This window comes from Corynebacterium vitaeruminis (assembly GCF_001054325.1).
GTDB lineage: Bacteria > Actinomycetota > Actinomycetes > Mycobacteriales > Mycobacteriaceae > Corynebacterium > Corynebacterium vitaeruminis_A.
In genome coordinates, this window is the sequence record NZ_JVVM01000006.1 from 61410 (window position 1) to 87453 (window position 26044).

24 protein-coding genes are annotated in these 26044 nt (G+C 59.0%); 20 read left to right on the forward strand and 4 right to left on the reverse strand.

What is annotated here, in order from left to right:
* Window positions 1-36: 36 nt before the first annotated feature.
* The 17 genes from fmt (at window position 37) to secG (ending at window position 19106) form a co-directional block, all read left to right on the forward strand.
* Window positions 37-1011, forward strand: a complete 975-nt coding sequence (fmt, locus tag ADA16_RS01475) for a methionyl-tRNA formyltransferase (protein ID WP_048758543.1) — start codon at window positions 37-39, stop codon at window positions 1009-1011.
* Entirely contained in the window at window positions 1012-2478 is a 1467-nt protein-coding gene (locus tag ADA16_RS01480) for an RsmB/NOP family class I SAM-dependent RNA methyltransferase (protein ID WP_048758544.1), read from the forward strand. It begins immediately after the preceding gene.
* A gap of 11 nt (window positions 2479-2489) precedes the next feature.
* Window positions 2490-3158, forward strand: coding sequence for a ribulose-phosphate 3-epimerase (gene rpe, locus ADA16_RS01485; protein WP_048758545.1), 669 nt, complete (start codon window positions 2490-2492; stop codon window positions 3156-3158).
* Between the two features lie 16 nt (window positions 3159-3174).
* Window positions 3175-4236 carry a bifunctional diaminohydroxyphosphoribosylaminopyrimidine deaminase/5-amino-6-(5-phosphoribosylamino)uracil reductase RibD gene (gene ribD / locus ADA16_RS01490; protein ID WP_048758546.1) on the forward strand — a complete coding sequence of 354 codons (1062 nt, stop codon included), beginning with the start codon at window positions 3175-3177 and terminating at the stop codon, window positions 4234-4236.
* Window positions 4237-4296: 60 nt separating this feature from the next.
* Entirely contained in the window at window positions 4297-4884 is a 588-nt protein-coding gene (locus ADA16_RS01495) for a riboflavin synthase (protein ID WP_048758547.1), read from the forward strand.
* 11 nt (window positions 4885-4895) lie between these two features.
* On the forward strand, window positions 4896-6158 hold the full coding sequence (locus tag ADA16_RS01500; RefSeq protein ID WP_048758548.1) for a bifunctional 3,4-dihydroxy-2-butanone-4-phosphate synthase/GTP cyclohydrolase II: 1263 nt from the start codon (window positions 4896-4898) through the stop codon (window positions 6156-6158).
* Complete coding sequence (gene ribH, locus ADA16_RS01505; RefSeq protein WP_048758549.1) at window positions 6159-6641, forward strand: 6,7-dimethyl-8-ribityllumazine synthase; 483 nt, start codon at window positions 6159-6161, stop codon at window positions 6639-6641.
* A gap of 2 nt (window positions 6642-6643) precedes the next feature.
* Window positions 6644-7138: a PH domain-containing protein gene (locus tag ADA16_RS01510; protein ID WP_048758550.1), complete on the forward strand. Its 495-nt coding sequence runs from the start codon at window positions 6644-6646 to the stop codon at window positions 7136-7138.
* A gap of 29 nt (window positions 7139-7167) precedes the next feature.
* Window positions 7168-9216 carry an excinuclease ABC subunit UvrC gene (gene uvrC, locus ADA16_RS01515; protein ID WP_048758551.1) on the forward strand — a complete coding sequence of 683 codons (2049 nt, stop codon included), beginning with the start codon at window positions 7168-7170 and terminating at the stop codon, window positions 9214-9216.
* Window positions 9217-9328: 112 nt separating this feature from the next.
* The gene (gene rapZ, locus ADA16_RS01520) at window positions 9329-10219 is read left to right on the forward strand and encodes an RNase adapter RapZ (protein WP_048758552.1); all 891 of its coding nucleotides are present in this window, start codon (window positions 9329-9331) and stop codon (window positions 10217-10219) included.
* Window positions 10220-10242: 23 nt separating this feature from the next.
* Window positions 10243-11190, forward strand: coding sequence for a gluconeogenesis factor YvcK family protein (locus ADA16_RS01525; RefSeq protein WP_048758553.1), 948 nt, complete (start codon window positions 10243-10245; stop codon window positions 11188-11190).
* A 191-nt stretch (window positions 11191-11381) separates the two neighbouring features.
* Window positions 11382-12380 carry a DNA-binding protein WhiA gene (gene whiA, locus ADA16_RS01530; RefSeq protein ID WP_048758670.1) on the forward strand — a complete coding sequence of 333 codons (999 nt, stop codon included), beginning with the start codon at window positions 11382-11384 and terminating at the stop codon, window positions 12378-12380.
* Window positions 12381-12563: 183 nt separating this feature from the next.
* A complete protein-coding gene (gap, locus tag ADA16_RS01535) occupies window positions 12564-13568 on the forward strand; it encodes a type I glyceraldehyde-3-phosphate dehydrogenase (protein WP_048758671.1) in 1005 nt (334 codons plus the stop codon).
* 109 nt (window positions 13569-13677) lie between these two features.
* Complete coding sequence (locus ADA16_RS01540; protein ID WP_048758554.1) at window positions 13678-14889, forward strand: phosphoglycerate kinase; 1212 nt, start codon at window positions 13678-13680, stop codon at window positions 14887-14889.
* A 69-nt stretch (window positions 14890-14958) separates the two neighbouring features.
* On the forward strand, window positions 14959-15747 hold the full coding sequence (gene tpiA / locus ADA16_RS01545) for a triose-phosphate isomerase (protein ID WP_048758555.1): 789 nt from the start codon (window positions 14959-14961) through the stop codon (window positions 15745-15747).
* A gap of 202 nt (window positions 15748-15949) precedes the next feature.
* Window positions 15950-18778 (forward strand): phosphoenolpyruvate carboxylase, encoded by a 2829-nt coding sequence (gene ppc, locus ADA16_RS01550; protein WP_048758556.1) that lies wholly within the window; start codon window positions 15950-15952, stop codon window positions 18776-18778.
* A gap of 91 nt (window positions 18779-18869) precedes the next feature.
* On the forward strand, window positions 18870-19106 hold the full coding sequence (gene secG / locus ADA16_RS01555; RefSeq protein WP_005510775.1) for a preprotein translocase subunit SecG: 237 nt from the start codon (window positions 18870-18872) through the stop codon (window positions 19104-19106).
* A gap of 115 nt (window positions 19107-19221) precedes the next feature.
* Here the strand turns inward: secG and pgl are convergent, their stop codons facing one another.
* The 3 genes from pgl to zwf are packed head-to-tail and all read right to left on the reverse strand — an operon-like array spanning window position 19222 to window position 22657.
* On the reverse strand, window positions 19222-19989 hold the full coding sequence (gene pgl / locus ADA16_RS01560) for a 6-phosphogluconolactonase (protein WP_048758557.1): 768 nt from the start codon (window positions 19987-19989) through the stop codon (window positions 19222-19224).
* The gene (locus ADA16_RS01565) at window positions 19986-21002 is read right to left on the reverse strand and encodes a glucose-6-phosphate dehydrogenase assembly protein OpcA (protein WP_048758558.1); all 1017 of its coding nucleotides are present in this window, start codon (window positions 21000-21002) and stop codon (window positions 19986-19988) included. Before ADA16_RS01565 ends, pgl begins: the two co-directional genes overlap by 4 nt.
* Window positions 21003-21052: 50 nt before the next feature.
* The gene (zwf, locus tag ADA16_RS01570; RefSeq protein WP_048758559.1) at window positions 21053-22657 is read right to left on the reverse strand and encodes a glucose-6-phosphate dehydrogenase; all 1605 of its coding nucleotides are present in this window, start codon (window positions 22655-22657) and stop codon (window positions 21053-21055) included.
* 134 nt (window positions 22658-22791) lie between these two features.
* Here zwf and ADA16_RS01575 point away from each other — a divergent pair, with 134 nt between their 5' ends.
* From ADA16_RS01575 to ADA16_RS01585, 3 genes are read left to right on the forward strand one after another with little or no spacing between them, the layout of a single operon-like run.
* Window positions 22792-23154, forward strand: coding sequence for a GntR family transcriptional regulator (locus ADA16_RS01575; RefSeq protein WP_048758560.1), 363 nt, complete (start codon window positions 22792-22794; stop codon window positions 23152-23154).
* Window positions 23151-23870, forward strand: coding sequence for an AAA family ATPase (locus ADA16_RS01580; RefSeq protein ID WP_048758561.1), 720 nt, complete (start codon window positions 23151-23153; stop codon window positions 23868-23870). The genes ADA16_RS01575 and ADA16_RS01580 overlap by 4 nt, the downstream gene beginning before the upstream one ends.
* Window positions 23867-24586, forward strand: a complete 720-nt coding sequence (locus ADA16_RS01585) for a hypothetical protein (protein ID WP_048758562.1) — start codon at window positions 23867-23869, stop codon at window positions 24584-24586. Before ADA16_RS01580 ends, ADA16_RS01585 begins: the two co-directional genes overlap by 4 nt.
* Window positions 24587-24812: 226 nt before the next feature.
* On the opposite strand, the gene tal is transcribed toward ADA16_RS01585, so the two are convergent.
* Entirely contained in the window at window positions 24813-25937 is a 1125-nt protein-coding gene (tal, locus tag ADA16_RS01590; RefSeq protein WP_048758563.1) for a transaldolase, read from the reverse strand.
* Window positions 25938-26044 lie beyond the last annotated feature (107 nt).

Here is a 26044-nt window from a genome sequence, read left to right on the forward strand (position 1 = left end):
GAACAACTAGGTTCACCAGGAAGGAACCCGCTTACTGTGCGCCTGATTTTTGCCGGAACCCCGGAGCCCGCCGTCGTTGCACTGAAGAAGTTGCTCAAGGACACCCGCCACGAAATTGTCGCTGTTCTCACCCGCCCCGATGCCCGCCGTGGCCGTGGCAAGTCGCTTTCGCCATCGCCGGTGAAGGCTCTCGCCATGGAACACGGCATTACCGTTCTCACCCCGACGACCCTGCGCGATAAGGAAATCCAACAGCAGATTCGCGAACTAAACGCCGACTGCATCCCCGTGGTCGCCTACGGCAATCTCGTACCGGAGGAATTGCTCGACGTACCGACACACGGCTGGGTGAATCTGCATTTCTCACTGCTCCCTGCTTGGCGAGGAGCCGCCCCAGTGCAGGCAGCTATCGCCGCTGGTGATGAAATCACGGGTGCCAGCACTTTCCGGATTGAAAAGGGCCTGGATACCGGACCGGTTTTCGGTACCGTCACCGAAACAATCCGCTCGACCGACAATGCCGACGACCTTCTGACCCGCCTCGCTTACTCCGGCGCTGATCTCCTAGCCGCCACCATGGACGGCATCGAAGCTGGCGCACTGCGCCCGACCGCTCAGCCGGAACAGGACGTCAGCTATGCGGCTAAGTTCGGGCCGGAGGATGCCCGAATCGTCTGGACTCACCCGCGCCATCTCCTCGACCGCCGCGCTCGCGCGTTCACGCCCGCTCCAGGTGCGTGGACGACTCTCGACGGCGCACGTCTGAAAGTCGGAGAGCTCACCCCGCTTTCCGACGAGGACAGCGCCGCAATCGAAGAGGTGCGAAAGGCAGCCGCTCCGGAGGCGGCAGCCGCCACACCGGGAGAATTGGTAGTGGAAAAGCACCGGGTATCCGCGCGTTGTGCCGATGGCTATGTGCAGCTGGTGAAGGTGCAGCCGCAGGGCAAGAAGATGATGGATGCGTCCGACTGGGCACGAGGAAGCCAACCCGGCGGAAAGGTCTGCGAGTAAATGGGCAACGACAAACCTCGCCACGCCGGTGGCGGACGGCAGCGCAGCGACCGCGGCGGACAGGGCCGCAATGACCGCAACCGTAAGCGAGATAATCGCCGGAACCACCGTGAAGACAATCGCGGTGGTATTGACCAGCCGCGCAAGGTTGCACTGAGGGTGCTGGCTGAAGTCCGCGAGAATGATGCCTATGCGAACCTTTTGCTGCCGAAGTTGCTGAAGGCACACAAGCTCAAGGGTCGGGACGCCGCTTTTGCTACAGAGCTTACGTACGGCACCCTGCGGGCGGAAGGCCTGTTGGATGCCGTGATTGAGGCATCGTCGTCACGCCCATTGAGCGAAATTGCTGGCCCGGTGATGGACGTACTGCGTCTGGGAACGTACCAGCTACTGCGTACGCGAGTCGATGCCTACGCAGCGGTTGATACCTCGGTGCGGGCAGTGGCAAAGGTCGCGGGACCTGGTGCGCGTGGCTTTGTCAATGCCATCTTGCGGAAGGTCTCCTCGAAAACCGAAAGTGAGTGGGTGGCTGAGATTGCACCGGATCCGGCGTCTGATCCGATTGGCTACGTGGCGATGAAGTACGCCCATCCGCGCTGGATTGCGATGGAGTTTGCCCGTGCACTCGGTGCACAAGCCGGTGAATTGCAGCAGGCGCTGGCCGCGGACGACGCCCGCCCACTGGTGCACTTGGTCGCCCGCCCGGGCGAGATTACCGCGGAGGAATTGGCACTTATCACTGGCGGTGAGGAGGGGCCGTGGTCGCCGTACTGTGTGCGGTTGGACTCCGGCGCCCCGGGAGAATTAGAGCCGGTTCGACAGGGCTTGGCTGCGGTGCAGGATGAGGGTTCTCAGCTCATTGCGCGTGCCGTCACAATGGCGCCAATCACCGGTGAAGATAGTGGCCGCTGGTTGGACTTGTGTTCTGGTCCCGGTGGTAAGTCAGCGTTCATCGGCGGAATCGCCGCTATTGAGGGCGCGAAGCTCGATGCTGTTGAAGTATCTGCGACTCGCGCAGAACTGGTGAAGAAGGCCACGGTTGGGCTACCAGTGACGGTAACCGTCGCGGATGGCCGCGATACTGGCCTGGATACAGGCTTTGACCGCATCCTTGTCGACGCACCGTGTTCAGGATTAGGCTCGCTTCGCCGTCGTCCGGAGGCGCGCTGGCGCAAGTCACCGGGCGATCTTAACTCGTTGACCACGCTGCAGTTTGAGCTGCTCAGTGAGGCAGTGCGCCTAGCACGGCCGGGTGGCATCATCGTCTATTCCACGTGTTCTCCACATCTACGGGAAACCCGGGGCATCGTCGATAAGGCTTTGGCAGAACTGCCGGTGACTGAGCTGAACGCACACGAGTTGGTAGCGCCGATGACCGATGTCGGACCTTATCCATCGGTACAGATGTGGCCGCACCGCCACGGCACCGATGCGATGTTCTTCTCAGTTTTGCGCAAGAACGACTAGGCTCAGAGGGTATGAGCGCACCAATTATCGCCCCGTCCATTCTCGCCGCTGATTTTGCTCGCCTCGACCGCGAGGTCGAAGCTGTAGTTAACGCTGATTGGCTGCATATCGACGTGATGGATGGCCACTTCGTTCCGAACCTGTCCTTTGGCGCCCCGGTGCTGGAGGCCGTGGCTGCGGTGACGGATAAGTACTTGGATGTCCATCTCATGATTGAGAATCCAGAAAAGTGGGTCGACACCTACATTAAGGCAGGGGCGAGCTCCGTTATTTTCCATGTGGAAGCTGCCGACGACGCCATCGCACTGGCACACCACATTCGTTCGCAGGGTGTGAAGGCCGGATTCTCGCTTCGCCCGGGTACTCCAATTGAGCCCTGGTTGGAACACCTTGCTGAATTCGACGAGGTTCTGGTCATGAGTGTCGAACCTGGTTTCGGCGGCCAGTCCTTTATGCCGGATCAGCTGGCCAAGGTCGAAAAGTTGCGCGAGCGCATTGACGCCGAAGGTCTAGAAACTCTGATTGAGATCGACGGTGGCATCTCCGCCAAGACCATCGAAGCCGCTGCCGCCGCTGGTTGCCATGCCTTTGTCGCTGGCTCTGCCGTTTTCGGCGCAGAGGATCGTGCAGCAGCTGTTGACGAGCTGCGTACGCTGGCAACTGCCGCTGCAGCTAAGTAGTCGGCGGTGAGGCACGGTGGCACAGTTTCCCGATCTCGTCTCCGCACAGCCGCTCACTGATGCAGCGGCCATGTCGCTGGCCATAGAGGCTGGCCAGCGAGTTCGAGGCACCACCTATCCCAATCCGCCGGTTGGTTGCGTCATCCTCGATTCTTCGGGCATTGCAGTAGGCGTGGCCGGAACTGAGCCGGTAGGCGGGCAACATGCGGAGCCTCAAGCTTTAGAAATGGCGGGCACTCGAGCTCAGGGCGGCACTGTAGTGGTCACGCTGGAGCCGTGCAACCACATCGGCCACACGCCTCCGTGCACTGAGGCACTTGCGTCGGCCGGTATTTCCCGCGTCATCTTTGCTGTCGCTGATCCCAATCCCGTTGCCGCTGGCGGCAGCGAGTGGTTGCGCTATAAAGGAATCGAAGTCAGCGAAGAATTCGATCGTGACCGCGTAGCAGCCGGCTATCTGCGTCCATGGCTTCACTGGCAGCGGACTCGTCGCCCGCATATCACGCTCAAAACGGCGGGCACACTCGACGGTTTCGCCGCCGCTACCGACCACACCTCGCAGTGGATTACGGGGGAGCAAGCGCGAGCGCGGGTACATGTCGATCGTGCTCGTCGGCAAGCGATTGTCATTGGCACGGGGACAGTGCTCGCGGACAACCCGCGATTGACGGCGCGCACACCAGACGGCGATGAGCTGCCGACGCAACCTCTGCGCATTGCGATTGGTACCTCGGAGATTGCCGCCGACGCGAACATTCGTGGCGATAATTTCCGCCAGATTCGCACCCACGATGTTGAAGTGGCGCTGGAGGCAATGGCGGATATGGGGCTTATCGACGTCCTGGTAGAGGGGGGCCCGCGTCTAGCCAGCGCCTTCTTGGATGCCGATGCCGTTGATGCGATTGAGTCCTATATCGCCCCGGCATTTCTCGGCGCCGGTCTGCCGGTAACTTCTGCCAACCATGAGACCACGATTACTGACATCTCGCGCTTTCGTACCGTCGCGGTCGAGACTTTGGGAGATGACGTTTTAATCACGGCTCTCCGCAGTGGCAAAGATCGCAGGCTGACCAGCTAGAGTTAATCTTGCAAATGTTTTTCAATTTATAACCAGAGGTAAAGGATCCGCCCGACCACTATGTTTACGGGAATTGTTGAGGAGCTCGGCGAAATTCGCGAAATCAGCCGCGAAGCCGACTCCATTACCCTGACCATTCACGCGACCACCGTGCTTGACGACGTACACCACGGCGACTCCATTGCTGTCAACGGCGTTTGCTTGACAGTTGTGGAGTTTGGCGATGACTTCTTCACCGCTGACCTCATGCAGGAGACTCTGGACAGGTCGAGCCTCGGCCAGGTTGAGGTCGGCTCCAAGGTCAACCTCGAGCGTGCGACCGCAGTCGGTCAGCGCCTCGGCGGCCATATCGTGCAGGGTCACGTTGATGGCACTGGCGAGGTCATTTCGCGTGAACCGGGGGAGCGCTGGGAAGTAGTGCGTATTTCCCTGCCGGAGCAGCTCGCCAAGTACGTCGTGGAAAAGGGCTCGATTGCCGTGGACGGCACTTCGCTGACGGTTTCTGCAGTAGGCGAGGGGTTCTTTGAGGTCAGCCTGATTCCGACGACGCTGACGGACTCCGTTATTGGTTCGGCTGGTGTGGGGACCAAGGTCAATTTGGAAGCCGATGTGCTGGCCAAGTACGTCGAGAAAATGTTGGAAAGATAAGCTAAGAGACTGTGATTAAGTTCGATTCCGTAGAACAGGCCATTGCGGACATCGCAGCCGGTAAGGCAGTGGTTGTTGTCGATGATGAAGATCGTGAGAACGAGGGCGACATCATCTTCGCCGCCGAGAAGGCAACGCCTGAACTTGTTGCCTTTATGGTTCGCTATTCCTCTGGTTACATCTGCGCACCGCTGACCGCCAAAGACTGCGAGCGTCTCAACTTGCCGCCGATGGTGTCGGATAATGAAGACGCCCGCGGCACCGCATACACCGTCACTGTGGACGCCAACACCGGTACCACCGGTATTTCCGCCACTGATCGCGCGAACACCATTCGTACGCTGGCTGACCCAACCTCGAATCCGCACGACTTTACCCGTCCAGGACATGTGGTTCCGCTGCGAGCTCGCGAGGGTGGCGTCCTCGTTCGCGCGGGACACACTGAGGCTGCGGTCGATCTTGCGCGCCTTGCCGGACTTCGACCTGCCGGTGTGCTGTGCGAGGTCGTCTCCGAGGAGGACCCGACCGGCATGGCGCGCGCAGAGGAACTGCGTCGCTTCTGTGACAAGCACGACCTGGCGCTAATCTCCATCGAGCAGCTCATCGAATACCGGCGTCACCACGAGCAACTGATTAAGCGCGTCGTTGAAACCAAACTGCCCACCGATTACGGCGAATTCCGTGCTATCGGCTACCGCAGCCTTATCGACGGCGTCGAGCACGTAGCTCTCGTTGTTGGCGACATCACTGCCAACGATGGCCAGGACGTCCTCGTGCGCGTCCACTCGGAGTGCCTTACCGGCGATGCGCTGGGTTCGCGCCGCTGTGATTGCGGTCAGCAGCTACACAACTCCATGCGCATGGTGCATGAGGCCGGCCGTGGTGTGATTCTCTACATGCGTGGCCACGAGGGCCGTGGCATCGGTCTAATGCCGAAGCTGCAGGCTTACCACCTGCAAGATGAGGGCGCTGATACCGTCGATGCCAACCTGGCACTCGGCTTGCCGACGGATGCTCGCGAGTACGGCACAGGTGCACAAATTCTGCAGGATCTCGGAGTCACCACCATGGCGCTGCTGACGAACAACCCGACTAAGCGCGCCGGCCTAGGTGGCTATGGACTGGAAATGAGCCGCAGGGTACCGGTGCCAGTTGAGGTCAACGAGGATAACTTGAAATACTTGTTGACAAAGCGCGAGCGCATGGGCCATGAACTTCCCTGGTTGGATGAGTACATGGAGTCCCACGGAATTTCGACAGAAGGAGCACAGTAGATGAGTGGCGCAGGTCTTCCTGACGTTTCCGTTCCCGATTCGACTGGTGTGACCGTCGGTCTGGTCACTTCTCACTGGAACGAGGAGATCACCGGGCAGCTTCGTCGTGAAGCGCTGGCACAAGCAGCGGAAGTCGGCGCTGTAGTGACGGATGTGACTGTCGTCGGTGCCCTGGAGATTCCGGTTGTAGCCCAGCAGCTCGCACACACTCACGATGCCGTGGTGGCACTGGGATGCGTTATCCGGGGCGGCACCCCGCACTTCGACTACGTTTGCGACTCGGTCACTGAGGGGCTGACTCGGATTGCACTGGACTGTGAAACGCCAGTTGGCAACGGTGTGTTGACCTGCAACACTGAGCAACAGGCAATTGATCGCGCCGGTGGCGAGGGAGCTGTGGAGAACAAGGGGCGCGAGGCTATGGCCGCAGCGCTGCATACCGTCGCCGTGTTGAAGTCTCTTCGTGAAGGTGGAGCTGAGTAAGAATGGGTAACTCCGAACGCCAAAGCAATTCAACCACCGTCGACAGTGGTAACGATGACAAGTGGCTGCTGGAAATCACCTCACAGAAGCTGCGCTTGTGGGCGATTATTGCCGCAGTCGTCGTCTTTGCCATCCATGTTTTCATGGGTATCGTGGTGGATTTTGGCAACACCGGAGCTTCGGTGACCACCATTGACCAGCTGGCGTTCCCTATGATCGGTCTGATCATCGCCGGAGTATTCCTGCTGCTGACTCGAGCTCGCGTACGCGTAAATGCGAAGGGCGTGGAAGTCCGCAATCTGCTCAACGCGAAGTTTTACCCGTGGGTCGACATCTATGGCCTGAGCTTTCCAAAGAAGTCCCGCTGGGCTCGCCTGGAACTGCCGGATTTTGAATTTGTGCCGATGCTGGCCATTCAGTCAGCCGACGGCACTCGCGTCGTGGAGGACATTCGTCGGTTCCGTGAACTTGAAGACAAGTTCATGCCGGAGGACTAACCCAAGGACTCGTTTTAAGGACACCCTAAGTGACTGACCCTTCTCAGTACCGTCCCGCCCCCGGCACCATTCCCACGGAGCCGGGGGTGTACCGTTTTCTCGATTCGGCTGGGCGCGTGCTCTACGTCGGTAAGGCGAAGAATCTCCGTGCGCGTTTGTCGAACTATTTCCAGGACTTAACCCGACTGCACCCCCGCACGCGCCAGATGGTGCAGTCCGCTTCTAAGGTTACGTGGACCGTCGTCCACAACGAGGTTGAAGCGCTGCAGCTGGAGTACACCTGGATCAAGCGCTTTAATCCGCGGTTCAATGTGATGTACCGCGACGACAAGTCGTACCCGATGCTGGCTGTCAGCGTCGGAGAGCTGTACCCGCGGCTCTTTCTCTACCGAGGACCGCGCCGCAAGGGTGTGCGCTATTTCGGTCCCTACTCACACGCGTGGGCTATCCGAGAAACGCTCGACTTGCTGACCCGCGTTTTCCCTGCCCGAACCTGTTCAAAGGGAGTGTTCAACCGACAGCAGGCTTTGGGACGGCCGTGTTTACTCGGCTATATCGACAAGTGCTCGGCGCCGTGTGTCGGCCGTGTCAGCGCCGATGAGCATCGCGAGATTGTCCGGGGTTTTACCAGCTTCATGTCGGGCAATACAGGCCCAGTGACCAGGCGGCTGAAAAAGGAAATGGAAGAAGCCGCCGCCGAGTTAGACTTCGAACGCGCCGCCAGCCTCCGCGACAACCTCACCGCTATCGACAAGGTCATGGAGCGGCAATCTGTCGTGCTTTCCGACGCCGCCGATGCCGACTTCATTGCGCTAGCAACAGACGAGCTGGAAGCTGCGGTGCAGATTTTCCACGTTCGTGCAGGACGTATTTACGGTCAGCGTGGTTGGGTAGTGGAGAAGTCCGGTGAATACGCGACTACGGAGTTCCAAGAGGGAGAGCCCGACCCCAGCTTGGGCGGGCTGCTGACGCAGTTCCTCACACAGTTCTATGGCGATGCCGCCAAGCACGCGGATGTCGACGGCGATGAATCGACCACCGCCGCCCAGGTTGTGCCACGCGAAATTCTCGTCCAAGCCACGCCCGACGACCTTGATGAAGTGACTGCGTTCTTAGCTGCTATTCGTGGCACCAACGTGGATATTCGCGTCCCCCAGCGCGGTGACAAACGAACACTCATGGAGACCGTGCAGAAGAATGCAGCTGAAGCGCTGCGTCAGCACAAGCTAAAGCGGAGCGGGGATTTAACTACTCGCTCGCAGGCTCTCTCTGAACTCCAGGACGCGCTGTTTATGGATGAAGCGCCACTGCGTATCGAGTGCACTGATATTTCACATATTCAGGGCACGGATGTGGTGGCCTCGTTAGTGGTCTTTGAGGACGGATTGCCTAAGAAGTCCGATTACCGCCGGTACCGAATCAAGGACGCAGCGGGTGACGGCCGCTCCGACGATGTCGGATCTATCGCCGAGGTGGTGCGCCGTCGTTTTCTGCGCCATAACGAGGACAAGCTCGCCATGCCCGATGATGCCAGCGAAATGTTCGTCGAAGAGACGACTGATGCCGTCGATGAGCAGTCGCGGAGTAGCCGTAAGTTTGCCTACCCGCCACAGTTGTTCATCGTCGACGGTGGTGCACCACAGGTCGCAGCCGCACAGGGGGTCCTCGATGAACTCGAGGTCACCGATGTGACATTGGTGGGGATTGCCAAGCGTTTAGAAGAGCTGTGGATTCCCGACGACGATGAGCCGCTCATCCTGCCGCGCAATTCGGAAGCGATGTACCTAATCCAACGAATTCGTGATGAGGCTCACCGCTTTGCCATCACCTATCACCGTCAGCAGCGCTCTAAACGTATGCGCTCGTCGGTGCTCGACGGAATCAAGGGCCTGGGGCCAGCACGCCGCAGCGAGTTGGTCAAGCACTTTGGCTCGGTCGCGGCGCTGAAGAAAGCCAGCGTCGAGCAAATTGAAGAGGTGCCTGGTTTCGGGCCAATGCTCGCGAAAACTGTCTACGACTATCTCCACTCAGACGTGGAATCGTCCGGACCAAACTCAGCTTCCGGCTCCGGAGAGTAGGCCAAGAAGTAGGTAAACAACTGGCTAAACCCGCACTTGGAACAGGGCTAGCGGGTTTACTTCCGCTACTAAAACCGAGAGCGGTTGGCCGAAATTGTATTAGAGTGATGGCATGATTACTTCGGGCTATTCCCCTCAGGCTGAAAAGTCACTTGTGTTGATTACCGGCATGTCCGGTTCCGGACGCAATACGGCCGCCAGCGTCTTGGAGGAGATGGGCTGGTATGTCGCAGACAACCTGCCACCGGAGTTAATTATGCGGATGGTCGAGTTGTCGTTTGAGGCGGACTCTCCGGTAGAGCGCCTCGCTATCGTCACCGATGTGCGCTCGCGGGCATTCGCCGGCAGTTTGGGGGAGGTCCTAGACGGGCTGCGAAATGAAGGACGCCAGCCGTATGTCATCTTCTTTGATGCCAACGATGACACCCTCATCGCCCGTTATGACTCTGTCCGCCGCACCCATCCGCTGCAGGACAATGGGACGCTCTCGCAGGGCATTGCCGCTGAGCGTCAAATGCTCCTGCCAATAAAGGGCATGTCGGATTTGGTAGTGGATACCTCTGATATGAGCGTGCACGATTTGCGCCGCGAGCTAGAGCATCAGCTGTCTGATTCCGCCAGCAAGATTCAGCAGATCACCATTGAGTCCTTTGGGTTCAAGCACGGTGCACCGCGAGATGCCGACATGCTTTTCGACGTTCGTTTTCTCCCCAACCCCTATTGGGTACCTGAGCTGCGTGCAGGCCGCGGGACCAACAAAGCGGTGGCCGACTACGTGCTGTCCCAACCTGAATCTCAGGGGTTCTTGGACAACGTCACAAACTTGATTGAATTGGTTCTGCCCGGGTACCGCCGTGAGGGCAAGGGTTTTATGACTATCGCTGTGGGATGCACCGGAGGCCATCACCGAAGTGTGGCCATGTCGGAGGCGCTGGCTAAGAAACTCGAGGGAGTTTCCGGCATCAACGTCAACGTCGTCCACCGCGATATCGACCGCAATTAGCGGTTTTCGTGGAGGTGTAGGAATTGACATCAATTACCAGTCTGGGTGGCGGCCACGGTCTGTTTGCCACGCTGAGAGCTGACCGTCAGGTCGCTGACCACGTCACCGCTGTGGTTACAGTTGCCGACGATGGAGGCTCTTCTGGTCGCCTTCGTCGTGAGCTGGGACAGATTCCCCCTGGAGATCTACGGATGGCACTTGCTGCGCTCTCCGCAGATACGGAAAAAGGCGATCTGTGGGAAAAGACGCTGCAACACCGTTTCGGTGGAACCGGCGCGCTCGCAGGACATGCAATTGGCAACCTCATCATTGCTGGTCTCACCAGTGTGATGGGAAATGAAGTCGACGCACTTGACGAAATTGGCCGGTTGCTGCAAATCCAGGGTCGCGTCGTTCCCATGTCACCAATTCCGCTAGAGATCGAGGCTGAGGTCGTTGGTCTAGAGCAGGATGCCCGCGTCGTGCGCCAAGTCCGTGGCCAGGTTGCAGTGGCCACTACACCGGGCCAGGTTCGCCGAATCAGGCTCATTCCTGAGGCACCCCCGGCTTCCGATGAGGCCATTGAAGCTATCCTCAATGCTGATCTGGTGACGCTGGGGCCGGGCTCGTGGTTCACTTCGGTTCTGCCACATCTACAGGTGCCGGGGCTACGGGACGCGCTACAGGAAACCGATGCCACAACCGTCGTCGTGCTGAATCTTGTCGCTGAGCCGGGGGAGACCGCCGGTTTTTCCTCCGAACGGCACATCCATATGCTCACGCAGCACGCACCCAACTTGAAGCTCGATTACGTGCTTGTCGACGACAACACGCCGCTCGCGGATACCGAACGGGAATACCTGCAGCGAGCTGCCGACAGCCTGGACGCGAAGGTCGTCTTCGCCGATGTGCAGGAATTAGACGACTACGGAGCTCTGACTGGTCGGCATTCGCCGGAGAAACTTGCTGTCGCACTTCGCCGGTTTCTCTAGCGCTTTGTCATGCGAGGCATTTTCTATGCTTTCCTGCGGATATGCCTGAAGCAATCGGGTAGTTGCTTTTTAGTTGTCCTCGGATACTATCCTTTAGGTTCATTGCTAAAGCTCGAATAGAGGCCAATTCTACCCAAATTAGCTAGGCCCAATAACCCGCTCGTACAGATGAATTGAGGATGGACAGCATCGTGGCGTTGACGGCGATGGTCAAAGACGAACTAGCCCGCGTGTCAGTTTCGCAGGAGAGCGCTCAGGCAGCGGAGATTGCGACACTGTTCCGCTTCGCTGGAGGCCTCCACCTGGTGGCAGGTTCGATTGTGCTGGAAGCTGAGTTGGATTCCGGTGCTGTCGCGCGCCGCCTGCGCTCCATGCTGGCCGAACTCTACGATGTCAAAGCGAGTCTCAATGTATTGTCTCCCGGTGGACTGCGCAAAACCTCGAAATACATTGTGCGGGTCACCGATGGCGCTGAACTCGTCGTTAGGCAAACTGGGCTGATCGACTCCGCCGGACGTCCCGTACGAGGGCTGCCGCGCAAGCTAATCATGGGGCAGAAGATTGACCAAGAAGCTGCATGGCGGGGTGCGTTTTTGGCTCATGGTTCGCTGACGGAGCCGGGGCGTTCCTCGGCCTTGGAGGTCACTGCGCCCTCTGCTGAAGCAGCACTCGCATTGGTGGGCTGTGCTCGTAGGCTCGGAATTACGGCCAAGAGCAAGGAAAATAAGTCCCGCGGTGGCGATCGCGTAATCATCCGGGAGGGCGACGCAATTGGTGCACTTCTGACGCGGATGGGAGCCCAGACTACTCGCCTGCAGTGGGAAGAACAGCGCATGCGTCGTGAAGTGCGAGCGACGGCCAATCGTCTGGCAAACTTCGATGATGCCAACCTACGACGCTCGGCACGTGCAGCCGTTATTGCGGCGGCACGAGTAGAGCGCGCGCTGGAGATTCTCGGTGACGATGTACCGGATCACCTGGTATCTGCAGGGCAGTTGAGAATTGAGCACAAGCAGGCCTCATTAGAGGAACTGGGGCAGTTAGCCAATCCGCCAATGACGAAAGACGCTGTCGCAGGACGCATTCGCCGTTTGCTGTCCATGGCGGACAAGAGAGCAAACGAAATCGGAATTCCCCCCACAACGGCAGTTGTTACAGATGAACTTTTCGACAAAGAAGTTGACGAGTAAAGAACCTGTTTTGCCTAGTCAGGTGCGTAACTTTGGGTAAATCTCCGTTTATTTGGGATTGCCGAGCGAAAGCTGCGCTGCGCGAATGAAAAACCCAACGTACACTTCTGTAGTGAACCTGTTGGAGCGCAACCAGCGCCTCAACAAGTGGCATCGTTTCGCCAATCCATTAAGGAGATTATTGTGACGGTTCGTGTAGGTATTAACGGTTTTGGTCGCATCGGCCGCAACTTCTTCCGCTCCCTGGTCGCTTCGGGCGCTGACCTGGAAGTCGTTGCTGTAAACGACCTCACTGATAACAAGACCCTGGCTCACCTGCTCAAGTACGACTCCATCATGGGCAAGCTTGACGCAGAGGTCACCTACGACGATGAGTCCCTCACCGTCAACGGCAAGCGCATCCGCGCATACGCTGAGCGCGACCCGAAGAACCTGCCGTGGGGCGAGCACGAGGTCGACATCGTCATTGAGTCCACCGGTTTCTTCACCGATGCCAACGCTGCTAAGGCTCACATCGATGCTGGCGCCAAGAAGGTCATCATCTCCGCTCCGGCTAAGAACGAAGACGCAACCTTCGTTGTCGGTGTCAACCACACTGACTACGACCCGGAGAAGCACAACATCATCTCGAACGCTTCTTGCACCACCAACTGCCTGGCTCCGATGGCTAAGGTTCTGGACGACAAGTTCGGCATCGAGCGCGGTCTGATGACCACCATCCACGCATACACCGGCGACCAGCGTCTGCACGACGCTCCGCACAAGGATCTGCGTCGCGCCCGCGCTGCTGCGCTGAACATTGTTCCGACCTCTACTGGTGCTGCAAAGGCAGTTGCTCTGGTGCTCCCGCAGCTCAAGGGCCTGCTGGACGGCTACGCACTGCGTGTTCCGACCCCGACCGGCTCTGTCACCGACCTGACCTTCACCACTAAGAGCGAGGTCACTGTCGAGTCCGTCAACGCTGCTATCAAGGAAGCTGCTGAGGGCGAGCTCAAGGGCGTTCTGGGCTACAACGAGGACCCGATCGTTTCCAAGGACATCGAGGGCGACCCGCGTTCCTCCATCTTCGACGCACCGCTGACCAAGGTCATCGGCGACCAGGTCAAGGTTGTCTCCTGGTACGACAACGAGTGGGGCTACTCCAACCGCCTCGTCGACCTGGCTGTCTACGTCGGTGAGCGCCTCTAATAACTCACCTGGTTAATCCCAGACCCCGAACGGGCCGGGGTGGTTGTGCCTGAGTAGGGCACGCCACCCACGGCCCGTTTTTACACACTCTCACAAGGAATTCATTCAGATGACTGTTAAGACTGTCAAAGACCTGATCAACGAAGGTATTGAAGGCCGTTACGTCCTTGTCCGCTCCGACTTTAATGTTCCGCTGAAGGACGGCGTTATCACCGACCCGGGTCGTATCGACGCTTCGCTGCCGACCCTGTCCGCTCTTGTCGAAGCCGGCGCCAAGGTCGTTGTTATGGCTCACCTGGGTCGCCCGAAGGGTGAGGTTAAGTCCGAATTCTCCCTGGCCCCGGTCGCTGAGGCTCTCTCTGAACGCCTGGAGCAGTACGTCGCTCTAGCCGGCGATGTCTCCGGTGAAGATGCGCACGAACGTGCTAACGGCCTGACTGAGGGCGACGTGCTCCTGCTGGAGAACGTCCGCTTTGACCCGCGCGAAACCTCCAAGGACGAAGCAGAGCGTGCCGAGTTCGCAGCAGAGCTGGCGGCACTTGTTCCGGACGGAGCATTTGTCTCTGACGGCTTCGGTGTTGTTCACCGCGCACAGGCTTCCGTTTTCGACGTAGCTAAGAAGCTGCCGCACTACGCCGGTAACCTGGTTCAGGCGGAGCTCGAGGTTCTGCGCAAGGTCGCTGAGACCCCGGAGAAGCCATACACCGTCGTTCTCGGTGGTTCTAAGGTTTCCGACAAGCTGGGTGTTATCGAAGCACTCGCCCCGAAGGTTGACTCCCTGGTCATCGGTGGTGGCATGTGCTTTACTTTCCTTGCTGCCAAGGGTTACGCCGTCGGTGCATCTCTGCTGCAGGAAGAAATGATTGACACCTGTAAGGATCTCCTGGACCGCTACGGCGACCAGATTGTTCTGCCGACCGACGTAGTCGTGGCCGACAAGTTCGCTGCTGACGCCGAGCACAAGGTCGTCGATGCCACTGAAATTCCGGAAGGTTGGATGGGCTTGGACATCGGACCGGCTTCCGCTGAGGCCTTCGGCAAGGTACTGGCCGAGTCCAAGACCGTGTTCTGGAACGGCCCGATGGGCGTCTTCGAGATGGAGGCGTTCGCAGCCGGCACCCGCGAAGTTGCACAGGCCATCATCGACGCCACCACTAACAACGGTTGCTTCTCCGTCGTCGGGGGCGGCGACTCCGCAGCGGCAGTGCGTACTCTGGGTCTCGACCAGGACGGCTTCAGCCACATCTCCACCGGTGGCGGCGCATCGCTAGAGTTCCTTGAGGGCAAGACCCTGCCGGGCGTCTCCGTCCTGGAAGACTAAGATTTTTCCACCACTGGGTTTTCATCGCTTAAAAATCCACTAATTGATAGGGAAGTGAATTCCACCACTATGGCACGTACACCATTTATTGCTGGTAACTGGAAGATGAACCTGAACCATCTCGAAGCTATCGGTGTGGTGCAAAAGCTCGCCTTCGCTCTGCCGCAGGAATACTACGACAAGGTTGACGTCGCTGTCATCCCGCCGTTTACCGACCTTCGTTCGGTCCAGACTCTGGTTGAGGGAGATAAGCTCGGCGTCACCTTCGGTGCACAGGATGTCTCCGTTCACGAGTCCGGTGCATACACCGGCGAGATTTCCGCCTCGATGCTGGCAAAGCTGGGCTGCACCTGGGTCGTCGTCGGTCACTCTGAGCGCCGCGACATGCACGCTGAGACCGATGAACTGGTTGCAAAGAAGGCCAAGGCAGCACTGCGTGAGGACATGAAACCAATCGTCTGTGTCGGCGAGCCGCTAGAGGTCCGCGAGGCTGAAGAGCACGTCGAGTACGTTGTCGCTCAGGTCAAGGGCTCCCTGGCTAACCTGACTAACGCAGAGCTGGCGAAGACCGTCATCGCTTACGAGCCGGTCTGGGCTATCGGCACCGGTAAGGTCGCATCGGCTGCAGACGCTCAGGAAGTCTGTGCAGCTATCCGTGAGACCATCGCTGAAATTGCGGACGAGACCATCGCAAAGGAAATGCGTATTCTCTACGGTGGCTCCGTCAAGGCCGAGAACGTCGCTGAGATCGTCGGCAAACCCGACGTCGACGGTGGCCTCGTCGGTGGTGCTTCGCTCGATGGTGAAGCATTCGCGAAGCTCTGTGCACTTGCTGCAGATGCCGCTCAGAACGCCTAACTACATATAAATTCAGAGTAACTGATAAGATAGGCGCCATGCGCGACCCCGGATTGGTTTTATTGATTCTCATAAAACCGATTCGGGGTTATTGCCTTTAGGCCATCTCAACCTAGGTACACCGACTGGCAATATTTCAGCGCAACTCATTTCCCGTGGCATCCCACGATACGTGCCCGGCAATTTTAAAAGGACGTGCTCAATGAACGAACAAGTACATCGTGACACTGACCGACACACTGCAGGCAGTGAGCAATCCTCATCGACCGCTACCGCGAAGCAGCAGGACTTGCTCTGGGAGGATATTCGCCACCTGGGTCGAATTCTTGGCCAAGTAATCCGCGAGCAAGAGGGTGACGAGGTCTTTAACCTGGTCGAGAATGCTCGCCGCGCAGCCTTCGAACTCCATCGTGGCGATGGCGATATCGAGAAGCTTACCGGTCTCTTCCGCGACATAGACCCAGTTGATGCAAGCCCGGTCATCCGTGCTTTCACGCACTTCGCACTCTTGGCTAACCTCGCTGAGGATTTGCACGAGGAACTTGGCATCGAGGCCTCTCTCGATGCTGGCGATCCGCCGCAGGATTCGACTCTGGAGGCGACATGGCAGAAGCTTCGCGACGCCAAGGTTTCCAGCAGCGCCATTGCGGACATGATGGACCACATTGAGGTTGTTCCGGTTCTGACCGCGCACCCCACGGAAACCCGTCGTCGCACGGTGTTTGATGTGCAAAAGCACATCACGGCCGCAATGCGTCGCCGCCATGAAATCCAGGCAGCCCCGTTGAATGCACGCACCGCGGATAGACTCGCTGAAATTGATGCCGACATCCGCCGCCGCATCCTGACGCTGTGGCAAACGGCTCTGATTCGCATGAACCGTCCGGATATTCGCGACGAGGTCGAGGTTGGACTTCGCTACTATCAGCTTTCTCTGCTGGAAGCTGTGCCGCAGATTAACCGAGACGTCGTCAAGCACTTGCGTCAACTCGGCGATAACAAGCTTCCGGCAAACCCAACGATTCGTATGGGATCGTGGATTGGTGGCGACCACGACGGCAACCCATACGTGACAGAGGAGACGCTACGCTACGCCTCGGATAGGGCAGCGGGTACCATCCTGCGTCACTACTTCTCTCAGCTGCACCTGCTGGAGCGCGAGCTCAGCCTCAGTGACCGCCTGACTAAGGTCACCGTGGATCTGGTCGCTCTGGCCAGCCGTGGTCACAATGACGTACCGAACCGCGAAGATGAGCCTTACCGTCGCGCGGTTCACGGCATCCGTGGTCGCGTGGCGGCGACAGCTGTGAACTTCTTTGATGAGTCCATCATTGAGGGCGACTGGTCGGAGTTCACTCCGTACGAGAGCGCCGAGGAACTGCTTGAAGAGCTCTCCATTGTCGACGACTCACTGCGTTCCAGCCACGACGACCTCATCGCCGATCACCGCCTGCGCGATCTGATTGATTCAATTGAGGTCTTTGGGTTCCACCTGTACTCGATTGATATCCGTCAGAATTCGGACTCCCACGAGGAAATCCTCACCGAGCTGTTCTCAGCTGCCGGTGTCGTGGACAATTACGCAGGATTGAAGGAAGCCGACAAGGTCGAGCTACTGACCAAGGAACTTAAGTCCTCCCGTCCGCTGGTTTCGACTTCCGCAGATCTTTCTGAAGCCACGGCCCGCGAGCTGGGCATTATGCGTGCAGCATCGCGCGCGGTTCGCAAGTACGGTCGCGATGCAGTTCCGCACTGCATCATTTCGATGTGTACCTCAGTCTCCGACCTGCTGGAGCCGATGATTCTGCTTAAGGAGGTCGGTCTGATTCGTCCGAATGGATCCCAGCCGACCGGTTCTGTAGACGTCATCCCGCTGTTTGAAACCATCGAAGACCTGCAGGCTGGCGCCGACGTGCTGCGTGCTGCGTGGGACATTCCGGTCTACCGCGCATACGTCTCCGCACGCGGAGACCTCCAGGAAGTGATGCTCGGCTACTCCGACTCGAACAAGGACGGCGGATACTTCGCTGCAAACTGGGCGCTTTACGACGCGGAGGTCGCCATCGTGGCAGCCGCGAAGGACAACGACATTCGCCTGCGTCTCTTCCACGGCCGCGGAGGTACTGTCGGCCGTGGTGGCGGACCGTCCTACGAGGCAATCCTGGCGCAGCCTTCCGGCGCAGTCCAGGGTTCGGTGCGTGTCACCGAGCAGGGCGAGATTATCTCTGCGAAGTACGGTCACCCTGCGGCGGCGCGCAGGAACCTCGCCGCGCTGGTTTCGGCAACTATCGAGTCGACTCTGCTCGATGTCGATGACCTGAAGAACCCAGCCCGCGCCCACGAAATCATGTCGGAGATTTCCGACCTGTCTCGTGAGGCCTACTCGAAGCTCATGCACGAGGACCCGGGCTTCATCGACTTCTTCACGTCGTCGACTCCGGTCGATGAGATTGGTAGCCTCAACATCGGTTCGCGTCCGACCTCACGCAAGCAGACTCAGACTATCTCTGATTTGCGCGCAATTCCATGGGTACTGTCCTGGTCGCAGCAGCGTTCTATGGTGCCGGGCTGGTTCGGTGTCGGCTCTGCACTGCAGGAGTGGATTGGTGAGGACGAGGACGGTTCCCGCCTGGCCGAACTCCGTCAGCTCAACGAGGACTGGCCGTTCTTCAACTCGGTGCTGTCGAACATGGCGCAGGTGATGTCCAAGGCTGACCTGAACCTGGCGCGCGCCTACGCTAGCCTGTGCGAAAATAAGGCTGACGGTGAGCGCATCTACGGCATCATCAAGGCTGAGTTCGACCTGACGCTGAAGATGTTCCTGAAGGTAACCGGGTACAAGGATCTGCTTGAAGACAATCCGCTGCTCAGGCGCTCGGTGGACATGCGCTTCCCGTACCTCATGCCGCTGAACATCATCCAGCTGGAGATGCTGCGTCGCTACCGTGCCGGCGATAACCGCGACAAGGTGCGTCGGGGTATTCAGCTGACCATGAATGGTTTGGCAACTGCACTGCGCAACTCGGGTTAGAAAAGACGGCTGGGGAATACCTAGCCAGCGGAGCAATTGCGCTAGTATAGTTGGAGTTCTTAAAGAAGCGACGTTTCAAAAGGAAGTGCGCGTGTACCTCGCCATTCAGATTGTCCTGGTCATCACATCCATCTTGATGACGCTGTTCATCCTGCTCCACAAGGGTAAGGGTGGCGGACTGTCCAGCCTCTTTGGCGGCGGCATGCAGTCGAACTTGTCGGGTTCGACGGTGGTGGAGAAGAACCTCGACCGCGTCACTATTGTGACCGTGATTATCTGGTTGCTCTGCATTGTCCTGTTGCTGCTGTTCAACACCTTCGGTTGGTAAGTTCCGCACGCAGCATGCCCGCCGCAGGCCTTTAAGTAATAAAAATTCCCGTCGATAGCATTTCGCTTATCGACGGGAATTTGCTGTTCCTGGACTTAGAAGTACAGGGGGCAGCCTAAAGCTGTGCAGCCGCAGCATCGTCAACAAAGACAACAGTCTCCTGAACACCGCGGACCCCGGCCGCCGGCCACTGCGCTGGATCGCCCTGCTGAGCGATCGCCGCGATCGCGTCGGCCTTTTCACCACCGGCTACCAGTAGCCACACACGCTGCGAACTGGCAATGGCCGGCATAGTCAGCGTGATGCGAGTCGGTGGTGGCTTCGGGCAGTTGTGTACATCTACGACCAGGCGTTCCTGCTCAGCCAGAGCGGCGGTGTACGGGAAAATTGAGTTGATGTGTCCCTCTCCGCCCATACCGAGAAGGTGAAGGTCAAAGCCATTCGGTGCCTTTTCCCGGACAATGGCCTCATAGTTTTCGGCGGCCTCCGTGGTGGTCACGCCGCTATCGGCAGCAGCAAACTCGAAGATGTTCTGCTCAGGCACGCCGACGGGGGACAAGAGACGCTCACGGGCCGCCAGCGCGTTGCGGTCTGCCGAGTCGACAGCGACAAAGCGTTCATCTCCGAAGAACACCAGGACTCGGTTCCAGTCGATGTCTCCAGAATCGTCGGCAAGCGCACTGAGCAGAGCAGTACCCGCGCCGCCGCCGGTGAGAACGACGCGCGCGAAACCGTCATCGGTAACTGGAGTGGCGTTACCACGCTGGACGGCGACAACCGCATCGATGAAGCGTTGACGTGCCGCGTCGACGATGCCAGTCTGGTCGGCGGCGCGGTGGAACTGTGGGGCAGGGGCAGTACTCGAGGCGTTATCGGTGGTCACTTGTCAGAGACTCCTGGTTCGTTTTCGAAGCTGGTGATTGTGGACGTCGGGACCTGCATGCCCACGGTGTGAATCTGGCTGAGACCACGGAGGGCACGTCCGTAGGCAGTATCGTGATCGAGGTGACGCAGCTCCTCTGCCAAGCACTCGGAGCGTGTTGGACGCGACAATGCGACCTTGAACGGGGGCTTTTCTCCGTTGGTAACCGATGCAGTGGTAGCGCTTTCAATATCGATGCGCAGGGTCTGGCCATTTTCACGCTCAAACGCGACCGAGGTCACCGGTGGCTTGGCGCGGCCCTTTTCGTCCACCGGAATCTTCTTCTCCCCGGTGGAGTAACGGTTGACCGGCAGCCCCAGGCGATCTGCCAACCAGCCGGCGGCGACCTCCACCGATGGCGACTCCTGTGGACCGTAGATAGACACGGAGGTCACCGGCGAATGCGGCGGCAAGTCGAAAGCCGAGGCCAACACACCACGCCAGTTCGTCAGTCGCGACCAGCTCAGGTCGGAATCACCAGGCGTGTAGCCCGTGCGGCGCATGTAGATAGCGTTGCTATTCGGGTCACACAGCGAATCGGTAATGCGACGCTGGGCAATCCGACCGATTGGTGTCGCCGCCGGGACTTGCGGAGCCTCTGATGGCCACCACGCCACGACTGGCGTATCCGGCAGCAACAGGGGAGTCACGACAGAGCTGTGGTGCTGACCAATCTCACCGGACATGTGCATAACGACGATCTCAGCGGCACCGGCATCACCGCCGACGCGGAGTTCTGCGTCGAGGCGATTGTCCAAACGCGGATCATCGGAGACCAATACCAGCACACGGGACGGGTGCTCGCGGGACACCGAGTTAACCGTGGAAATAATGTTTTCCAGGTCGTCTTCGCTTTTGGCCAAAACAATCAGGGTGAGGACACGGCCTGTGGTGACAATGCCGCCCTGCTCTCGAAGCTGCACCAACTGACGAGCAATGCTCGCGGTGTCAGTGTCTGGCAAATTGACGATCATGAAAGTGTTCTTTCTGTCAGAAAATTCTTAAGAAGTGAGAGGTTGGCAATCTATGGCCGTCGCCAAGCGCGACCGTCGCGCTCGAGCATGTGGTCAGCGGAGGACGGCCCCCACGAACCTGCGGGGTATCCCTCGGGGCGACCACGCTTGGCCCAGTACTCGATAATGGGGTCAAGAATCTTCCAGGACAGCTCGACTTCCTCGTTGGTGGGGAAGAGGCTGGCTTCGTCGAGAAGCGCATCCAGAATTAGGCGCTCGTAAGCCTCTGGGGACTGCTCGGTAAACACCTCGGAGTAGGAGAAGTCCATGTTGACATCGCGTACCTCCATAGCCGAGCCCGGCACCTTCGAACCGAAGCGCATGAGCACGCCCTCGTCTGGCTGGACTCGAATGACCATGGCGTTCTGGCCGAGAGCGGCAGTCATTGTCTCTGCAAAGGGCAGATGAGGTGCGGACTTGAAAACCAGCGCAATCTCAGTGACGCGACGGCCGAGGCGCTTGCCGGTGCGCAGGTAGAAAGGGACACCGGCCCAACGACGAGAATTGATCTGGAGCGTACAGGCGGCGTAGGTCTCGGTCGTGGACTCGGGGTCGAATCCTTCCTCGTCGCGCAGCCCCGGCACAAAGTTGCTGCCCTGCCAATCCGCGGTGTACTGGCCACGTGCGGTGTATTTCGAAAACGGACGCACCGGCTCGACAGCGCGGAGAATCTTGATTTTCTCCGCCTGTAACTCCTCCGGGGTAAAGGCGATGGGCTCCTCCATTGCCACCAGCGCCAGGAGCTGGAGTAGGTGGTTCTGGATCACGTCACGAGCCGCACCGATACCGTCGTAGTAGCCGGCGCGACCGCCCAGACCGATGTCCTCAGCCATGGTGATCTGAACGTGGTCAATGTAGTGAGAATTCCACATCGGATCGAACAACTGGTTGGCAAAACGCATGGCCAAAATGTTCTGGACGGTTTCTTTGCCCAGGTAGTGGTCGATGCGGAACACAGCGTCTTCTGGGAACACCGAGTTCACAATCCGGTTGAGTTCCTGGGCCGAAGCCAGGTCGTGGCCGAATGGCTTCTCAATAATCACACGACGCCAATAATCCTCGCCCGACTGCGCCAGCCCCGACCGATCGAGCTGATGACAGACATCGGGGAAGTTAGCCGGCGGAATGGACAGGTAGTAGGCCCAGTTGCCGGCGGTGCCGCGGGAGCGATCGAGCTCCTCAAGTTGCGCGGCCAGGCGATCGAAGGCCTCGTCATCGGTGAAGGTACCGGTAACAAAGTGAATGCCCTCAGCCAGACGCTGCCAGACACTCTCACGGAAGTCTGTGCGGGCGCCCTGTTCCACGGCGGTGCGCACATAATCCTCAAAGTCCTGTTTGGACCATTCGCGACGACCATAGCCAACTAACGCGAAGGAGGCAGGTAGCAGACCGCGGTTGGCCAGGTCATAAATGGCAGGCAGCAGTTTCTTCCGGGCGAGATCGCCCGTCACTCCGAAAATCACCATTCCACCCGGGCCCGCGATACGCGGCAGGCGTTTATCCTGCGGGTCACGCAGCGGGTTGATGTATCCGTGGTGGTTGGTGCTGCCATCTCCGTTGTGCGGAGAGCTGGCAGTAGGGGAGTTCGGATCGTTGCGTTGCAGAGAATCACTCACGGTTTACATAATGTCATATCGAGAAAAGTCCGGTGGAATCGTTTCCGATTCCTCCGATGGGGCCTTGACGGGCCCCTTTCTTCTGCTTTAGGTTTATGACATAGGTGGTATACCCGTACACCATGGAGGTGGATATGCAGGCGAAGGAGGCGGACCCTCGGCCCATCTACGTCCAGATCGCTGAGGATCTGAAATCAATGATTCTGTCCGGGGAGCTCGCGGCTGAGAATCGCGCCCCTTCAACCAAAGAACTCTCGGAGTTCTATCAGGTCAACCCAACCACGGCTGCCAAGGCCATGACGGAACTGTCGATGGTGGGGCTCGTGGAGAAGAAAAGAGGACTCGGCATGTTTGTCACCCCAGGCGCCCGTGAGCGCATTCGCGCTGAGCGTCGTGAAGCGTTCCAGCGCACCTACATCGAGCCGTTAAAAGCGGAGGCCGACATCCTCGGTCTTACGCTCCACGACATCATCGCCATGCTGGAGGATGAGAAATGAGTATCTACGGCGTGATCGGCCCCAACGGTGCCGGCAAGACCTACTACCTGCATACCCTCGCGCAGATTCCTACGGCTGCCCTGGCGAAGGCAGCACCCGACACCCAGATCTTCGGCGCCACCCCGCGCGAATATTTCCACATCTTGCGCACGGGCTGGGATCAGCTCGATGTGTCCCACGCGGAGTCCCTCCTAGATTTCCCCGCCGACACACCCATCAAGCAACTCAGCCTGGGCCAGCGCCAACTGCTCATCGCTGCGGCCGCCCTCGCATCGGGCAAGGATGCATTGCTTTTCGACGAACCCTTCAACGGCCTCGATGTCGAGCACCGCACCATGTTGCGCCGCATGCTTATCGACGCCGCCGAATCGGCCGACATTGTGGTCACGTCGCAGCACTCCCAGGATCTCGCAGACCTGGTGGACACCTTGATCGTCATGCACAAGCAGGATGCGTACGGACCCTATGACGTCGATAAGCTGCGCACTACCCATCCTGTGCTGCGCGGCTCTGCGGACCTCGTGACGCAGGTGGCCGGCTCGGTGCTCGCTAAGAAAACCCTCGGCGAGCGCTGCGAGGCGATCCTGGCTGCAGCGCTCAGCCCGTCGACCGTCGCGCATGCCCGCGCCCTCGGTGTTGAGGTGAGCTACCTCGACCCCGCGGCCCTCATCGACCTCGCTAGCACCTCCGCCTACATCGAAAGGAGCAAGAAATGAGCACCGGGGCTTTCATCGCAACCAACAAGAAAACCTTCTTCGGCGTCGCCGGAGTGGCCATCCTGTACTCGGCTTTCGGGCGCATGCTCATGGGCAGCGGCACCGGCAACACCCTGCTGGGCATCATCGCGCTGGGCATCCTCTTCCTCATCACCGCCCAGCGCTCGGTCACCCTGCGCGACTACGGCGTGCGCACCGCCCGCTGGGTGCGCTCCGCAATCATCGCAATCTTGGGAACATCGCTGGTGGCTACCGCCTTCATCGTCGCGGCGATGGTCACCGAACAGAATAAGTCCGGTTACTACCGGGGATTCGATAGCTTCATTGTCACCTCCGGACCGGCCCTGTTCCCGGACACCAACGGGGCGATGTACATGATCGAAGACTCCGGCCAGAACTACACCACAATCCTGCTCACCGCCCTGTGCGTCTTCTTGAGCTTCCTCATGGCCACCGTGGCGGGCACCGCGATTGGCACCGTCGTCGGCGCGAAGGGCGCTCGCGCGGGGTCGATCACTATCGGCCTGGCACTGGTCGCACTCTTCCTCTTCAGCTTTCTGCTGGACGCGACCGACTCCATCCCGGGAGCCCCCTGGCCAGCTGTGCCGATCTTCGCCTCGCTCATCACCGTGGTTTCCGCGGTCGTGATGGCCTGGGCCTTAAAGGAAGACAAACGCCCACTGCCCGACGTGCGCCCCGCCTTCGCCGAGGCCTGACAGCCAAAAAGCTCCCCCGCGGGGGAGCTTTTTGTGCGCAGCTTACGGGCTGCAGCTTACGGGCCGAAAAAACACGGGCTGCAAATGTGAAACTGTGCAAGTTTATGACACTTTCAGGCTATTTTTCGGACCATTTCTGCCATAAGCGCAGTCAGTAACTCGCATCGCTCATCGATCCGCTGGCGCCAGCCATAAACGCGGCCGCTACCAACAGGCAGCTAGATAATCAGCAGGGTTCGTGCAGCTGCTCCATGCGCTGTGCAATAGACACGAGCAGGGACTGCCAGGAATCCACAAACTTCTCCACGCCCTCGCGCTCCAGGACAGCGAAGACATCGTCCAGGTCGATACCAATCTCGCTGAGCTGGGTCATAACGGCATTGGCTGCTTCACCCTGACCGCTGACGGCATCACGAACCTCGCCCTCAAAGCCCGCGGCAGCACGCAGCGTCTTCTCCGGCATGGTGTTTACAGTCTGCGGGGCAGCCAGCTCAGTGACGTAGAGAGTATCCGGGTAAGCCGGGTTCTTCACACCGGTGGAAGCCCACAGCAGGCGCTGCGGCTTAGCGCCGGCATTCTCCAACTGCGCCCAACGGATATTCTGCGAGGAGAAGGTCTCTTCGAACTTAGCGTAAGCGGCGCGGGCGTTGGCCAGACCAGCCTTACCACGCAAAGCCAAGGCCTCTTCCGAGCCAATCTTTTCCAGGCGAGCATCAATCTCGGTGTCAACACGAGAGACGAACAGTGAAGCAACTGAGTGAACCGAATCCAGGTCCACGCCATTGTCCTTTGCACGCTCGATTCCCTCGACGAAAGCATCGATAACCTGCAGGTAACGTTCCACCGAGAAAATCAAAGTGACGTTCACGGAAATACCCTCGGCCAGGGCCTGAGTGACAGCAGGTAGGGAAGCATCGGTCGCCGGAATCTTAATCATCGCGTTGCGCTTGCCGACGCGTTCCCAGAGCTCACGGGCCTGCGCAATCGTGGCCTCGTAGTTGTCGGCGTAACGAGGATCGACCTCGATAGAAACACGGCCATCGACACCGTCGGTATCCTCAGCCACACCGGCGAAGAGGTCACAGGCATCGCGGACATCGTCGATAGCCATGGCGAACACAGCATCTGACGGGTTCGCGCGCTCAGCGGTGAGCTGCGCCAGCTGAGAGTCATAGTCCTCACCAGCGGTCATCGCCGAAGAGAAGATAGCCGGGTTAGTGGTGACACCAACCACCCGCAGTTCATCGATGAGGTTCTTCAAATCGCCCGAGGTGAGACGCTGGCGCGAAAGATCGTCGAGCCACGCCGAGGTTCCTACCTTGGCGAGTGCTTCCATCGTGGTGTTTCCCATAGTGTTTAACGCCTTTCTGTCTAAACCGCTTCGTTGTCTAAAGACTTCTCTAAAAATTATCCGTCTTTAAACTACTGTGCGACACAAACAATACTGGCGCCACCGGA

Coding starts and splice junctions, on each gene's coding strand:
- ADA16_RS01510 (WP_048758550.1), top strand. CDS start 6,644: ATGGGTAACTCCGAACGCCAAAGCAATTCAACCACCGTCGACAGTGGT.
- rapZ (WP_048758552.1), top strand. CDS start 9,329: ATGATTACTTCGGGCTATTCCCCTCAGGCTGAAAAGTCACTTGTGTTG.
- ADA16_RS01580 (WP_048758561.1), top strand. CDS start 23,151: ATGAGTATCTACGGCGTGATCGGCCCCAACGGTGCCGGCAAGACCTAC.
- rpe (WP_048758545.1), top strand. CDS start 2,490: ATGAGCGCACCAATTATCGCCCCGTCCATTCTCGCCGCTGATTTTGCT.
- ribH (WP_048758549.1), top strand. CDS start 6,159: ATGAGTGGCGCAGGTCTTCCTGACGTTTCCGTTCCCGATTCGACTGGT.
- ADA16_RS01480 (WP_048758544.1), top strand. CDS start 1,012: ATGGGCAACGACAAACCTCGCCACGCCGGTGGCGGACGGCAGCGCAGC.
- ADA16_RS01585 (WP_048758562.1), top strand. CDS start 23,867: ATGAGCACCGGGGCTTTCATCGCAACCAACAAGAAAACCTTCTTCGGC.
- ADA16_RS01540 (WP_048758554.1), top strand. CDS start 13,678: ATGACTGTTAAGACTGTCAAAGACCTGATCAACGAAGGTATTGAAGGC.
- ADA16_RS01495 (WP_048758547.1), top strand. CDS start 4,297: ATGTTTACGGGAATTGTTGAGGAGCTCGGCGAAATTCGCGAAATCAGC.
- tal (WP_048758563.1), bottom strand. CDS start 25,937: ATGGGAAACACCACGATGGAAGCACTCGCCAAGGTAGGAACCTCGGCG.
- tpiA (WP_048758555.1), top strand. CDS start 14,959: ATGGCACGTACACCATTTATTGCTGGTAACTGGAAGATGAACCTGAAC.
- ppc (WP_048758556.1), top strand. CDS start 15,950: ATGAACGAACAAGTACATCGTGACACTGACCGACACACTGCAGGCAGT.
- ADA16_RS01575 (WP_048758560.1), top strand. CDS start 22,792: ATGCAGGCGAAGGAGGCGGACCCTCGGCCCATCTACGTCCAGATCGCT.
- ADA16_RS01565 (WP_048758558.1), bottom strand. CDS start 21,002: ATGATCGTCAATTTGCCAGACACTGACACCGCGAGCATTGCTCGTCAG.